The organism is Hymenobacter algoricola (assembly GCF_039539525.1).
Classification (GTDB): domain Bacteria; phylum Bacteroidota; class Bacteroidia; order Cytophagales; family Hymenobacteraceae; genus Hymenobacter; species Hymenobacter algoricola.
Genome location: NZ_BAABDH010000013.1, coordinates 40,649 through 53,456 on the forward strand (window position 1 = coordinate 40,649; position 12,808 = coordinate 53,456).

Consider the following 12,808-nt stretch of genomic DNA (forward strand, 5'->3'; position numbering starts at 1 on the left):
AGCTTTGGGAAAGGCCAAAGTTCAGGAAAGAAATGATGGCGCTCCGTATGGGCCCGCCAATTTTCTCGGAAAGAAGCTTGGCCCGCCTGAATTTATGGGTGCGGGCCGCGCTGGCGGGTGCATCTACCGCCGGGGTTCTGCGTACTTGCAGCCAACTACCCCGCGCCCCTCTCCCGCTATGAAGCTCTTCGTTTATACTGCTCTCGACTCCGTTAACCGCGCTAACCTGCGCCAGCAGCTGCCGCCCACCCTTGAAGCCGTATTCGCCAGTGAGCTGCCGCAAGAGGCGCAAACGGCCGAATTCCAGGCCGCCGACCTGCTGCTGGGCAACCCGCCGCCGGCCTGGTTTGCGCCCCTGGCCCCGAAGCTGCAGTTCTGGCAGCTCGACTCGGCCGGCTTCGAGCGGTACGCGGCCCTGCGCCTGCCCTTCCCGGTAGCCAACGTGGGCGACTACTTTGCCTGGCCCTGCGCCGAAACCATCGTGGCGGGCATCCTGGCTTTGTACCGGCACATTCACGAGCTGACCCGGCTGCAGAGCCAGCACCGGTGGATGGGCGCGCCCATCCGGCCCCGGCTGCAGCTGCTGCGCCACAAAAAAGTCATTATCCTGGGTGCGGGTGCCATTGGGCGGGCCGTGCACCAGCAGCTCAGCGGCTTCGACTGCCGGGTGCAGCTGCTGGCCCGCACCAGCGCCCTGGCCGAGCTGCACACACCGGAGCAGCTGCGGGCCGCGCTGCCGGCTACCGATCTGGTTATCAACTGCCTGCCGGGGACCGTACCGGGCTTTTTCTCGGCGGCAATGGTGGCCGCCATGCGCCCGGGCAGCGTGTACGCCAGCATCGGCCGGGGCGCTACCACCGACGAGCCCGCCCTGATCCGGGCCCTGCACAGCGGCCACCTCGGCGGCGCCGTGCTCGACGTGACGGCCGTGGAGCCCCTGCCCGCCGCCAGCCCGCTCTGGACGCTGCCGAACGTTATTCTGACCCAGCACTCCGGCGGCGGCCAGCAAAACGAGGATTGGGGCAAAGTCGACCTGTTTCTGACTAATCTGCGCCGGTTTCAGGCGGGTGAAGAGCTGGAAAACCTCGTGGATTTAAGTCGGGGGTATTAGCAGGGAGAAAACCAGAACGTCATTCCGAGCTTGCCGAGGAATCTCGCGTGCTGATGTCAGGCTAGCAATCCAACGTCAGCACGCGAGATGCGGCGACTTAGCGGACGCCAGATGAGCATGACGCGCTGCTTAAAAGGAGTAAAAGGGAAAGACCCGGCTGATGCATCAGCCGGGTCTTTCCCTTTTTCAGAATTAACGAAGCTAGATTTTCTCGGGCAGCAGCAGGGCGTCTTCGAAGTTGCCCCGCACGGCTTTGTCGCCCTGGGTTACGGCCTCCACCAGCAGGGCGCCGCCCACGAAAGCGCCTTTCCAGGACTCGCCCAGGCCGCCGAACACTTCTTCCCGGTCGCCGCGGGAGCGGAGCTTATTCACGCCCACCTTGAAGGCGCGCACTTCCTTGGCGGTGCGGGCGGCCCACTTCGCGTCGTCGGAGGCCACGGCGGCTACCAGGGCGCCGTTGCTGATGTTCATCTCGCCTACCAGCTCCTCGACGCGGTCGACCAGGATGATGGAGTCGATGGGGCCGAAGGGCTCCTTGAAGTACAGCTCGCTCTGCCGCGGCAGGTTCACCAAAGCCCGCGGGGCGCGGTAGGCGCTCATGTCCTGGCCGGGCAAAAACAGGCTCTCGTCGAGCTTGCCTTCGTAGATGGGCGTGGCGCCGGTTTTCAGCGCATCGGCGTACAGCCGGTCGAGGTCTTCGGCCTGGGCCCGGTTGATGACGGGGCCAAAGGCCAGCTCGGGCAGCTTGTCATCGGCGTTGTCGACCAGCGTGGGGTTGCCCACTTTCAGGCTCTTGATGGCGTTCCAGTAGGTTTCGACGAACTGCGGGAACAGGCGGCGCTCCACCACGAAGCGCACGTAAGCCGTGCAGCGCTGCTTGCCGTAGTCGTAGCCCTTCTTGAGCTGGTCGGCCAGGCTGTCCCAGTCGCTGTAGTCCCAGATGCCGTAGGTGTTCACGCCTTCCATTTCGAGCATGTAGCGCTTGTCCTGGGAGGCCAGGGCGTCGGCGATGTTGCGGCCGTTGTAGCGCCCGCCCACGAAGGAGATGCAGTCGACGGCGTCGTTCTTCACCAGCACTTCGCTCAGCTCCCCGCCCGAGCCGCTGACCAGCGTGACGGGCAGCCCGCAGCGGCGGGCCAGGGCAAACGACAGGCTCAGCGAGATAAAGCCCCCGTCGGTGGGCGTCTTGGCAATGACCGAGTTGCCGGCCAGCACCTGCACCAGCACCGCGTGCAGCAGCACCGAAAACGGGTAGTTCCAGGAGGCAATGTTGCTCACCAGCCCCAGCGGGGTGCGCTTGCCCAGCATGCCTTCGATGGTATCCACGTACCACTGGGCGCCGTCGATGCAGCGGTCGATGTCGGTGAAGCCGAGCTTGTAGGTTTTGCCGATTTCCCACATCACCAGCTTGCCGATCAGCTCCACGTGCTCGCGCAGCTGGTTGAGGCAGTCCTGCACTTTGGCTTTGCGCTCGTCGAGGTCGGTGGCAGCCCAGGCGGCGGCTTCGCCCTTGGCAAAGCGCACGGCGCGCAGGGCCGTGTCGTGGCCGAGCATCGGCATCCAGCCCAGCTGGGTGCCGTCGATGGGCGAGGTGAACTCGCGGGGCGTGCCGATTTCCTGCCAGCGGCCTTCCAGCAGGTTCAGGAATTTACCGTCGGCCGAAAAGACTTCGGGCGTAACCGTTTTCATCTGGCTCAGCAGGCTGCTGAACTCGACCTGGGGGGAAATGATTTTGGGCATGGCGAAAGAAAGAGGCAGCAAAGGTTGGAACCCTCCTACAAGCAGCTTAGCGCAGATTAGTTTTCGGCGGCGGGGGCTACTAAACCCCGCTGGGCCGAGGCCGTCTCGGCGGCGTAGGCCAGCAGGCTTGCCACCTGGTCGGCGGAGCCGATAAACAGCGGGCTGCGCTGGTGAAAGTCGGTGGGCACGATGTCGAGCACGGGCGTGGTGCCGGCGTAGGCCAGGCCGCCGGCCTGCTCGATGAGGAACGCCAGCGGGAAGCCTTCGTAGAGCAGGCGCAGCTTGCCCTCGGGCGTCTTTTTGGTGGGCGGATACAGGTAGATGCCGCCCTTGAGCAGGTTGCGGTGGTAGTCGGCCACCAACGAGCCCACGTAGCGGCCGCTGAGCTGGTCGCGCTTGCACTGGGTCAGGTACTCGCGCACGTACGCGGGGTAGTCGAACCAGTAGCCTTCGTTGCAGCTGAACACCTGCCCGGCCCGCGGGATGCTGATGCTGGGGTGGGACAGGAAAAACTCGCCCAGCGAATTCTCATACGTGAAGCCCACCACGCCCGCGCCGGTAGTGTACACCATCATGGTGCTGGAGCCGTAGAGAATATAGCCGGCGGCCACCTGGGCGCGGCCGCCCTGCAGAAAGTCTTCGCGGGTAGCCTGCTGCCCGGCGGGCGACACGCGGCGGTAGATGCTGAAGATCGTGCCGATGCTCACGTTCACGTCGATGTTGGAGGAGCCGTCGAGCGGGTCGATGGCTACCACGTAGCGGCCCTGGCAGTTGCCGGTATGGATGATGTCGTCCTCTTCCTCGCTGAGCACGGCGCAGGCTTCCTGCCCGTTGGTCAGGGCCCGGATAAAGCGGATGTTGGCTTCCACGTCGAGCTTCTGCTGCTGCTCGCCCTGCACGTTTTCCTGGCCCATGCTGCCGATGATGCTGCTCAGCCCCGCGCGGTTGACGTCCCGGTTCACGATTTTGGCCGCCAGGGCCAGGTCGCGCAGCAGCTGGCTGAGCTCCCCGGTGGCGTAGGGAAAGTCTTCCTGCTTGCGCATGATAAACCGGTCGAGGGTGGTGCCGACCGGCAGGGCCAGGGTGTTTTCGTGGGGCGTACTCATGGGCTGAGGAGAGAGGGGAACGGGGTGGGAATGGTACTATAAGGCCGGCTCACCCCGAACAGAGGAGAGAAACCGGCCGGGCGGGCAAGAAACCGGGACTTCGCTTTTGACTTCCGGCTGCTTCTGCGACTGCCAAAGTACAACCTGCCAGCCTTTGCCGGCATCTTTCATCTGCACACCCCCTACTTCAGGGGGACTGCGTTGGGCGAGCCGTCGGGCCTGCTGGGCTGGCAGATGGTGACGGGGCCCTTGACGACGGCGGTTTTCTCGTCGGCCTGCACGCGCACGGTCAGCGCTTCCACCGCGATTTTGTCGTCCACGCTCCTGCCGTCCCGGATATGGACTGCACGTCCTCCGTTTTGTTGTTCTGCTGGCCGTTGGAGTGGGTGTACACCAGGTCGGCGGCGCAGAACTTATCCAGCAGGGCGTAGTCCTTTTTCACCTGGGCCTCGAAGCGCGGCCGCTCCAGGCCCACTACTTCTTTCACGGCGGCCATCTGTTTCCTGGATTGGGCAAACGTGAGAGCCGGCAGCGCCAGCAGCAGCAAAGCCAGCAGCAAGGGCAGTTTTTTCATAGCGCCGGGAGAAGACAATTCGGGAATTAGTACGCGTTGCCGTCGGCGTCGAAGTTGACCATCTTCATGCGGGGCGCGAAGAACTGCATCAGCAGCCAGGCCGTCAGGTAGGCCCCGCCGCAGATCAGGAACATGATGAAGTAGGCCTTGTCGAGCTGGCCGATGCTTTCGTAGTAGACGAACATGCGCTTCTGCACCAGGGCCGTGAGCAGGATGCCGCCCAGGCCGCCGGCCATGCCGCCCAGGCCCGTCACCGAGGCCACGGCGCGCTTGGGAAACATGTCGGAGGCGGTGGTGAAGATGTTGGCGCTCCAGGCCTGGTGGGCCGCGGCGGCAATACCGATAACGAGCACCGCCAGCCACATGTCGATGCGGCCCAGATACTGCACCGCCACGATGGGCAGCACGCAGAAGGCAATGACCAGCATGGCCGTTTTGCGGGCCCGGAAGGCCGGCATGCCGGCTTTGATGAAGCGCATCGGCAGCCAGCCGCCGCCCACGCTGCCGATGCTCGACAGGATGTAGACAATGGCCACCGGCAACGACACCTGGGTGCCTTTCAGCCCATACTGCTTGTTGAGGAAGTCGGGCAGCCAGAACAGGTAAAACCACCAGATCGGGTCGGTGAGGAACTTGCCGAAGATGAAGGCGTAGGTCTGCCGCACTTTCAGCAGCTGGCTCCACGAAATCTTGGGCTGGTTTTCGACGGCCACGGCGGCCAGGTCGTCGACGTCGGTGTGGATGTAGTCAAACTCGGCTTTGGTGAGCCTGGCGTGGCGGGCAGGCACTTCGTAGTAGATAAACCACAGAATCAGCCACCCGAAGCCCAGGGCGCCGGTGATGAGGAAGGCCCACTTCCAGCCGATGGTTTCGGCAATGAGCGGCACCGTCAGCGGGGCCACGATGGCGCCCACGTTGGAGCCCGAGTTGAAGATGCCCGTGGCCAGGGCCCGCTCCCGCTGCGGAAACCACTCAGCCGTCGTCTTGATGGCGGCCGGAAAGTTGCCCGCTTCGAACACGCCCAGAAACGCCCGGGCCACGCTGAAGCCGATGGTGCTGCTGACCAGGGCGTGGCCCATGGCCGCCAGGCTCCACAGCAGCGTCGACAGCGCGTAGCCCAGCTTGGTGCCCAGCCGGTCGATGATGCGGCCCACGCCCATCATGCCGAAGGCGTAGGCCACCTTGAAGGCCAGCTCGATGTTGGCGTAGTCGCCGGAGTTCCACCTGAACTCGGTTTCCAGGTAGGGCTTGAGCAGCGAGATAACGGCCCGGTCGAGGTAGTTGATCGTGGTGGCAAAAAACACCAGCCCGCAGATGGTCCAGCGGTACTTGCCGATGGTCTGGTTTACCGTGGAGGAGGGGGGCGGAGCAGCGGCGGGAGTCTGGATCATCGAAACAGGAGTCAGAGGGCGGAACTACGGCCGCGCCAAGGGGCGGCGGCCGGTACTCGAAAGCTTACTTTTTCAGCGTGCCCACGAAAGCCAGCAGGCCGGCAATCTTCTGGGTCAGGGCCGCGGTATCGTCGGCGTCCCTGAAGAGCTGGGAGCCCATGCCCACCACATTCACGCCGGCCCCGAACCACTCGCGCAGGCTGTCCTCGGTGGGCTCCACGCCGCCCGTCACCATCAGCGGCACGTTCGGCATCGGCCCGCGCAGGCTTTTGACAAAGCCGGGGCCCACCACGTTGCCGGGGAAGATCTTGACGATGGCCGCCCCCAGCCGGGTGGCCTGGTAGACTTCGGAAATCGTCATCGTGCCCGGCAGCCACGGGATGCCGTGCCGGTGGCAGACTTCGGCCACTTCGGCCGTCAGGCAGGGCTGCACCACGAAGTCGGCGCCGGCGGCAATGAAGCGCTCCGCATCCTCGGCGGTGTAAATCGTGCCGATGCCCAGCAGCAGCTCCGGGCACTCGGCCCGCACGAACCCGACCAGCGCGGTGAAGACGTCAAAGGCCTGCTCGCCGCGGTTGGTGAATTCGAACACCCGCAGGCCCGCCGCGTAGCAGGCCCGCAGCATGCGCTGGGCGTAGGCCGCGTCGGCGTGGTAGAACACCGGCACCACGGGCGTGCGCAGCACGGTGTCGAAAGCTTGGGCGGGCGTAAATCGGGGCATGTTTTGGTTTTTGGTTATTCGTTTTTGGTTTTTGGCTATCGTTCCGGCAGTATTTGGGCTGAGAGCCAAAAGTCACCCACTAAAAACCATCTGGTTATTCATTTTTGGCCTTCGTTCCGGCGTTGGCATTGGGGCCAAAAACGAATAACCAAAAACGCGCTTACCGGACCAGGCGGCCGGTGGTATTGCCCAGCATGATGTGCTCGACTTCGGCGGCCGTAATCAGGTTCACGTCGCCGGGAATGGTGTGCTTGAGGGCCGAGGCTACCACGGCGAAATTCAGCGCCTCCCGGGTGGTGGCGTAGTGCAGAGAGCCGTAGATGAAGCCGCTCAAAAAGGCGTCGCCGCCGCCGATACGGTCCACCACGGGGGTGATGTCGTAGTAGGGCGTTTCGACGTAGGTGCCGTCGTAGAGCAGGCCCTTGATCCGCTCGTGGGAGGCGCTCTGGGTTTTGCGCCTGGTCGAAATCACCCGCCGGATCTGCGGAAAGCGGGCCATGAGCTGCGCGGCCATCGAGGCGAAGCTGTTTTCGGCCCCGGCCGCGGCCTGGATGCCGAACAGGTCGGCGGCATCGTTTTCCGAGCACACCACCACGTCGCAGCCGGCCACCAGCGCGGGCATCACGTCCTGGGCGCGCGGCCCGTACTGCCACAGGTTGCGGCGGTAGTTCACGTCGGCCGACACGGTGAGGCCCAGCTGCCGGGCCACGCGAATGGCATCCGCCGTAGCCCGGGCGGCGGCGGCCGAAATGGCGGGCGTGATGCCGGTCCAGTGCAGCCACTGCGCGTCTTTCAGGATTTCGGCCCAGTCAAACGATTCCGGGTCGAGGTTGGCAAAGGCCGAGTCGGCGCGGTCGTACACCACTTTGCTGGCCCGCAGCGAGGCGCCCACTTCCAGAAAGTACAGGCCCAGGCGCTGGCCCTGAAATACGCAGTGGTCCATGTTCACGCCAAAGCGGCGAAACTGCGAGGCCGCGGCCTGGCCCAGCTCGTTGGCGGGAAAGCAGGTGACGTGGGCCGCGGGCACGCCCAGGCCGGCCAGGGCCGCCGCCACGTTGGCGTCGCCGCCGCCGTAGTTGACTTCCAGCGTGGCGGCCTGGGCAAAGCGGTAGTTCAGCGGGGGCGAAAGCCGCATCATGATTTCCCCGAACGTGACGACTTGCTTCATTTTTTTGGGGGGGGGCTTGACTTTTTATCGCCTGTCATCCTGAGCTTGCGAAGGACCTTATCACGCTTGCACGAGTCGTAACTACGCTAATCGTTCAATTGGCAGAAGGTCCTTCGCTTTGCTCAGGATGACAGGAGGTTTTGATATTTCTTACGCCAACTCCGACGCCACCACCGCTTTGGGCACGGCACCGAAGCCGAAGTACTTTTTGGCGTTGCCGTAGCAGATGTTCTGCACGATCTGGCCCAGCAGCGCCATGTCGTCGGGCAGCTCGCCGTTTTCCACGTCGGTGCCCAGCAGGTTGCAGAGCACGCGGCGGAAGTACTCGTGGCGCGGGTAGGAAAGAAAACTGCGCGAGTCGGTGAGCATGCCCACGAACTGGCTCAGCAGCCCCATGTTCGACAGCGCGTTGAGCTGCTTTTCCATACCGTCCTTCTGGTCGAGGAACCACCAGCCGGAGCCGAGCTGCACCTTGCCCGCCACCGAGCCGTCGTTGAAGTTGCCGACCATCGTGGCCATCAGCTCGTTGTCGCCGGGGTTGAGGTTGTAGAGGATGGTTTTGGCCAGCTGGTCCTCGCTGTCGAGCCGGTCGAGGAAGGCGGACAGGCGGCGGCCCTGGGCGAAGTCGCCGATAGAGTCCCAGCCGGTGTCGGGGCCCAGCGCGCGCAGCATGCGGGAGTTGTTGTTGCGCAGGGCGCCGAGGTGAAACTGCTGGGTCCAGCCGCGGGCGTGATCCAGCCGCGCCAGGTCGAGCAGGATGCTTGACTTAAACGCCTCCGCCTCCGCCTGGTTCAGGGCCTTGCCGCCGCGCACTTTCAGAAAGGCGGCCGCCACCTGCCGGGCGCTAAACTCGGCCGCGTACATGCGCTCCAGCCCGTGGTCCGACAGGCGGGCGCCCAGCGCGTGGAAGAAGTCGTGGCGGAGCTTGAGGGCCGTCAGCAAGTCGTCGTAGGTCTGGATGACCACGCCGGCCGCGGCGGCCAGCTTGTCGAGGTAGGCATTGTAGGCCGGCACGTCTTCCACCGCCATGGCCTTGTCGGGCCGGAAAGTGGGCAGCACGCGCACCCCGAACGGGTCGGCGGCAATGGCCTGGTGGTGTTCGAGCGAATCGGCCGGGTCGTCGGTGGTGCAGAGCGTCTCCACGTTCATCTTCAGCAGCAGCCGGCGCACCGAATACTCGGGGGTGCGCAGCTTGGCCGAGCACTCGTCGTAGATGCGGCGGGCGCTGTCCTTGTTGAGCAGCTCGTGGATGCCGAAGTAGCGCTGCAGCTCCAGGTGGGTCCAGTGGTAGAGCGGGTTGCGCACGGTGAAGGGCACCGTTTCGGCCCACTTCTCGAACTTCTCCCAGTCGGAGGCGGCGCCGGTGATGTAGCGCTCGGGCACGCCGTGGGCGCGCATGGCCCGCCACTTGTAGTGGTCGCCGGAGAGCCAGATCTGGGTCAGGTTGTCGAACTGCTTGTCCTGGGCAATCTGGTCGGGCAGCAGGTGGTTGTGGTAGTCGATGATGGGCATCGACTGGGCGAAGTCGTGGTAGAGCTGCCGGGCCGTCTCGGTCTGGAGCAGGAAGTCGTCGTTCAAAAAAGGCTTTTTCATAGCAGTGGCAATGAAAACGAAGTGGTTGCCGCGGGCGGCAGGGTGGGTAAAGGTATTCGGGGGAGCACCGGAGCCGGGTGAGGCCCGGCGGATTTATTAACGGAAACGTTTTCGGTACCCGGCGGCAGCTCTACAGCGACACGCCGCGCTTCCAGGGGATGAAGTCGGTCTGGCCGTGGCGCACGGCGCTGACCTCCTCCCCGCTGGCGGCGCGGACAACGTAGTCCAGGATTCTGTCCCCGGCCTGCCCGATGGTTTCCTCGCCGTCGATGACCGAGCCGGGGTTGAGGTCGATGATATCGGGCATGCGCCGGGCCCGGGCCGTGTTGCTCGAAATCCTGACCACGGGCGCAATCGGGTTGCCGGTAGGCGGGCCCAGGCCGGTGGTGAGGAGCACGACATTGGCGCCCGAGCCTACTTCGGCCGTGGTCGATTCCACGTCGTTGCCGGGCGTGCAGAGCAGGTTCCGGCCGGGCTTGGTGACGAGTTCCGGATAGTCGAGCACGGCCACCACCGGGGAGCTGCCCCCCTGCGCGCCGCGCCGGCCGACTTCATGGCGCTGGTGCCCGTCTACTGGGGGCTGGCCCGCAAGTACGGTAAGCCCCTGCACTGCCTTTTCTTCCCGCCCACGGGTCCTGCCGACGACATTCCGGCGCACAATCCTCTCCCCTTCCTGACCGACCAGAACCGGCAGCTCCGGCAGCTCCTGCGGCAAAGCCCGGCCCTGATTGCTACGCTCGAAGGGCCGGAGCACCGCTTCACCTTCACCAACCCCGGCGACGACGCGCTGGTAGAAGACCGGGCCCGGCTGGGGCACGCCCTGGCCGGGTGCATGCCCGAAGCCGAATCCCTGGGGTTTGTAGACCTGCTCGACGCAGGCACAGGGCTGGGGCTGTACATGGTGCGCCGCTACGTGGAGCTGATGCGCGGCCAGCTCGACTTTACCAGCCCCCTGGAGCAGGGCTCCGTGTTTCCCGTCTGCCTGCCGCTGCACGCGCCCACGCTATGAAAACTATTCTGCTGATCGAAGATAACCGGGCGGGCCGTGGAGGTACGGTTTCGCAAGCAGGCGGCCCGCCCGGCACTGCCCGCCCGGGGCGGCGCTGGCCTTCACCGAGCTGCAGACGCGGCGGCCCGCCGAGCACCGCCTGACGCGCTACAAGAAGCGCACGCTGCTGTTGCAGGAAGGCGACGTGCCGGTGGGAGTGTACTTTTTGCGCGCGGGCCGGCTCAAAACCTTCAAAACCGCCGAGGGCAGCAACGCGTACGTGACCAGCCTGAGCGGGGCCGGCGAATACGCGGGCCACATCAACTCCCTCGACGACACGCCCTACCTACCCCCACTCGGCCGGCACCCTGGAAGAGTGCGTCATCATTTTTTTTCCGCTCCAGGGGTTCCGGGCACTGCTGGGCCAGCCGGCGGCGGCCTCCCGGCAGTTTACCGCCCTGCTCTCGCAGCACCTGGTAGCCCGCGACCAGCTACGGCTGCGGCTGGCCTACCACTCGGTGGGCAAGCGCCTGGCCGATGCCCTGATCAGCTACCCGCAGCTCTACCACCTCAATCGGGCCGAGGCCCAGCTGATTGCCATCGACGGGGGCCGCATCATCATTCCCGACCTGGGCAAGCTGCGCCGCATCCGCGGGTAGGGGCGCTTACCGCACGGCGCGCGACAGGGCGCCGATGGCTTTGCGGGCGCGGGTTTTGATGGTGCCCAGAGGAATGGCCAGCTCGTGCGCCGCCTCCGCCTGGGTGAAGCCGTTGAAATACAGCAGGTCGATCAGGTGCTGGTCGGCGGGGCTGAGCCGGGCCACCAGCTCGCGCAGGCCAATGTGCTCGGGCTGAAACGTGGGCGGGGCCGCCTGGTGCTGGGCCATGCTTTTTTCCAGCTCCTCGGTGCGGACCGCGGCCTGGTGGCGCTTGGTGCGGATGTGGTCGATGGCCACGTTGCGGCACACGTTGAGGGCCCAGGTAAACAGCCGGCCGCGCTGGGCATCGTAGCTGGCGAAGGAAAACCAGATTTTGACCATACTCTCCTGCAGCACATCCTGCGCCAGCTGCTCCTGCTTCACAATGCGCCAGATGGTGCTGTGCAGTGCCTTGCCGTAAGCGTCGTAGAACAGCGTCATGGCTGTCTCGTCGCGGGCATACAGGCGTTGTACAAGGGCTTCCTCCGTGGGCCGGAGGGATGCGGATAAGACCATAAGGCGAAGGCAACTAGCTAATGAGATGCCCAAAGCAGCCGGCGGGCTCTGAACCTGAGAACCTGATTAAGCAAAGGTCACCCGCTGCTTCAGGCAATAAAATGGCCCTTGTCAGGCCCGGCTACTGACCGCGGTCAATTTTCAGCCGCGGCAACCGGTGGGATTTCGACGGCCTGCAGCCAGTACGGGGAAAGCAGGGCTACCGTTCCCCCGGACCGGGGCCGCCGCTTATTTTTCTGATTACTTTCCCGTCAACCGCCCCCGCCCCTACCTTTGCCCGCTCTTGTATGCGGCCGCGGCCGTCCCGCCTTTTTTTGCCCGCTTTGTCTGGTTTTCGTCTTTTCCTGAAGCTTGCCGCCCTGCTGGGGCTGGCAGGCGGCCCTTTCGCGGCCCGGGCCCAGGCGCCGCTGCTGCGCGACCTGGTTATCCGCACCGATACGGCCCGCGCCGCGCTGAGCCGGCAGACGGTGCTGGTCCAGAATGAGCCCCACCTGTACTTCGCCTACCGCCAGGACGACGAAACCGCCGAGCTGCTGGTGTACCCGCAGACCTGGCGGCCCCAGACGCCGCTGCGCCTGCGCCGCTCCGCCGACTTCACCCTGCTCGACTCGCTGACGGCCGTCGGCAACCAGTATTATCGCACCAAAGTCCGCTTCAGGGACCTCACGGCCGCGCGCTTTCTGCAGCTCACGTTCGTGCAGGCCAACGACAGCGCGGGCCGGCCGCCGCGGAGCCAGACCGTGAGCCTGCTGCCCGTCACGCGCACCACGCTGGAGCTCAAGGCCACCGACCCGGAGCTGTTTATCGGGGAGGAAAAGGTGTTTGACCTGACCAGCAACAACCCCAAGAACGTGCGCGTGTCCGGTGAGTGGACCCGGGGGCAGGACATCGACTACCGGTTGGTGCAGGAACAGGGTCAGCTGCGCCTGCGGGTGGTGGCCAACGCGCTGGGGGCCCGCGTGCTCACGGTGCGCGCCCAGACCGAGCGGCCCTTCCTCACCGACAACAACCGCCGCCTGAGCTACGCGCTGGCCCCGCTGCGCCAGGAATTCGTGGTCAAGGCCAGCCGGCTGCGCTTTCTGAGCGTCGATAAAAAGGAAGGGGCTTAGGAAGCAGAAGTCAAGAGAATGGGCGTAACTTACTGTTATGCAGCCTGCTAACCGCTACTATAAGTGCAGCAAAATTTCGACCCTTAAATTCCG

At 64.9% G+C, this 12,808-nt stretch carries 13 protein-coding genes and 2 pseudogenes; 5 read left to right on the plus strand and 10 right to left on the minus strand.

Features of this window, described 5'->3' with window-relative positions; translation table 11 throughout:
• Positions 1-178: 178 nt before the first annotated feature.
• Complete coding sequence (locus ABD842_RS03250; protein WP_345109997.1) at positions 179-1,111, plus strand: D-2-hydroxyacid dehydrogenase; 933 nt, start codon at positions 179-181, stop codon at positions 1,109-1,111.
• Between the two features lie 201 nt (positions 1,112-1,312).
• On the opposite strand, the gene ABD842_RS03255 is transcribed toward ABD842_RS03250, so the two are convergent.
• The 9 genes and pseudogenes from ABD842_RS03255 to ABD842_RS03295 all read right to left on the minus strand — a co-directional run.
• Complete coding sequence (locus ABD842_RS03255; protein ID WP_345109999.1) at positions 1,313-2,851, minus strand: aldehyde dehydrogenase family protein; 1,539 nt, start codon at positions 2,849-2,851, stop codon at positions 1,313-1,315.
• 56 nt (positions 2,852-2,907) lie between these two features.
• Positions 2,908-3,957: a class 1 fructose-bisphosphatase gene (fbp, locus tag ABD842_RS03260; RefSeq protein ID WP_345110001.1), complete on the minus strand. Its 1,050-nt coding sequence runs from the start codon at positions 3,955-3,957 to the stop codon at positions 2,908-2,910.
• A gap of 182 nt (positions 3,958-4,139) precedes the next feature.
• Positions 4,140-4,277 (minus strand): hypothetical protein, encoded by a 138-nt coding sequence (locus tag ABD842_RS03265; RefSeq protein ID WP_345110003.1) that lies wholly within the window; start codon positions 4,275-4,277, stop codon positions 4,140-4,142.
• On the minus strand, positions 4,247-4,531 hold the full coding sequence (locus ABD842_RS03270) for a nuclear transport factor 2 family protein (RefSeq protein ID WP_345110006.1): 285 nt from the start codon (positions 4,529-4,531) through the stop codon (positions 4,247-4,249). The genes ABD842_RS03265 and ABD842_RS03270 overlap by 31 nt, the downstream gene beginning before the upstream one ends.
• A gap of 26 nt (positions 4,532-4,557) precedes the next feature.
• A complete protein-coding gene (locus ABD842_RS03275; protein WP_345110008.1) occupies positions 4,558-5,922 on the minus strand; it encodes an MFS transporter in 1,365 nt (454 codons plus the stop codon).
• 64 nt (positions 5,923-5,986) lie between these two features.
• Positions 5,987-6,643, minus strand: coding sequence for a beta/alpha barrel domain-containing protein (locus ABD842_RS03280; protein WP_345110011.1), 657 nt, complete (start codon positions 6,641-6,643; stop codon positions 5,987-5,989).
• 160 nt (positions 6,644-6,803) lie between these two features.
• Positions 6,804-7,811: a PfkB family carbohydrate kinase gene (locus tag ABD842_RS03285; protein WP_345110014.1), complete on the minus strand. Its 1,008-nt coding sequence runs from the start codon at positions 7,809-7,811 to the stop codon at positions 6,804-6,806.
• A 150-nt stretch (positions 7,812-7,961) separates the two neighbouring features.
• Complete coding sequence (gene uxaC, locus ABD842_RS03290) at positions 7,962-9,404, minus strand: glucuronate isomerase (RefSeq protein WP_345110016.1); 1,443 nt, start codon at positions 9,402-9,404, stop codon at positions 7,962-7,964.
• 130 nt (positions 9,405-9,534) lie between these two features.
• Positions 9,535-9,968: pseudogene (locus ABD842_RS03295) on the minus strand (altronate dehydratase); the annotation flags it as partial.
• Here ABD842_RS03295 and ABD842_RS03300 point away from each other — a divergent pair.
• From ABD842_RS03300 to ABD842_RS03305, 3 genes and pseudogenes are all read left to right on the plus strand, one after another.
• Positions 9,967-10,413, plus strand: a complete 447-nt coding sequence (locus ABD842_RS03300) for a sensor histidine kinase (protein ID WP_345110022.1) — start codon at positions 9,967-9,969, stop codon at positions 10,411-10,413. The pseudogene ABD842_RS03295 and the gene ABD842_RS03300 sit on opposite strands and share 2 nt — an antisense overlap.
• Before the next feature lie 139 nt (positions 10,414-10,552).
• Positions 10,553-10,726: pseudogene (locus tag ABD842_RS21165) on the plus strand (cyclic nucleotide-binding domain-containing protein); the annotation flags it as partial.
• A 184-nt stretch (positions 10,727-10,910) separates the two neighbouring features.
• Positions 10,911-11,051 carry a hypothetical protein gene (locus ABD842_RS03305; RefSeq protein WP_345110025.1) on the plus strand — a complete coding sequence of 47 codons (141 nt, stop codon included), beginning with the start codon at positions 10,911-10,913 and terminating at the stop codon, positions 11,049-11,051.
• Between the two features lie 6 nt (positions 11,052-11,057).
• Here ABD842_RS03305 and ABD842_RS03310 read toward each other — a convergent pair whose 3' ends face one another.
• Positions 11,058-11,606, minus strand: a complete 549-nt coding sequence (locus ABD842_RS03310; RefSeq protein ID WP_345110028.1) for an RNA polymerase sigma factor — start codon at positions 11,604-11,606, stop codon at positions 11,058-11,060.
• Positions 11,607-11,929: 323 nt separating this feature from the next.
• Between ABD842_RS03310 and ABD842_RS03315 the strand changes: the two genes are divergently transcribed.
• Positions 11,930-12,715 carry a hypothetical protein gene (locus tag ABD842_RS03315; protein WP_345110031.1) on the plus strand — a complete coding sequence of 262 codons (786 nt, stop codon included), beginning with the start codon at positions 11,930-11,932 and terminating at the stop codon, positions 12,713-12,715.
• Positions 12,716-12,808 lie beyond the last annotated feature (93 nt).

What these genes read in the sequence shown, in the direction of transcription:
- ABD842_RS03250 (WP_345109997.1), top strand. Translation starts at nt 179, where the DNA reads ATGAAGCTCTTCGTTTATACTGCTCTCGACTCCGTTAACCGCGCTAAC.
- ABD842_RS03255 (WP_345109999.1), bottom strand. Translation starts at nt 2,851, where the DNA reads ATGCCCAAAATCATTTCCCCCCAGGTCGAGTTCAGCAGCCTGCTGAGC.
- fbp (WP_345110001.1), bottom strand. Translation starts at nt 3,957, where the DNA reads ATGAGTACGCCCCACGAAAACACCCTGGCCCTGCCGGTCGGCACCACC.
- ABD842_RS03270 (WP_345110006.1), bottom strand. Translation starts at nt 4,531, where the DNA reads ATGAAAAAACTGCCCTTGCTGCTGGCTTTGCTGCTGCTGGCGCTGCCG.
- ABD842_RS03275 (WP_345110008.1), bottom strand. Translation starts at nt 5,922, where the DNA reads ATGATCCAGACTCCCGCCGCTGCTCCGCCCCCCTCCTCCACGGTAAAC.
- ABD842_RS03280 (WP_345110011.1), bottom strand. Translation starts at nt 6,643, where the DNA reads ATGCCCCGATTTACGCCCGCCCAAGCTTTCGACACCGTGCTGCGCACG.
- ABD842_RS03285 (WP_345110014.1), bottom strand. Translation starts at nt 7,811, where the DNA reads ATGAAGCAAGTCGTCACGTTCGGGGAAATCATGATGCGGCTTTCGCCC.
- uxaC (WP_345110016.1), bottom strand. Translation starts at nt 9,404, where the DNA reads ATGAAAAAGCCTTTTTTGAACGACGACTTCCTGCTCCAGACCGAGACG.
- ABD842_RS03310 (WP_345110028.1), bottom strand. Translation starts at nt 11,606, where the DNA reads ATGGTCTTATCCGCATCCCTCCGGCCCACGGAGGAAGCCCTTGTACAA.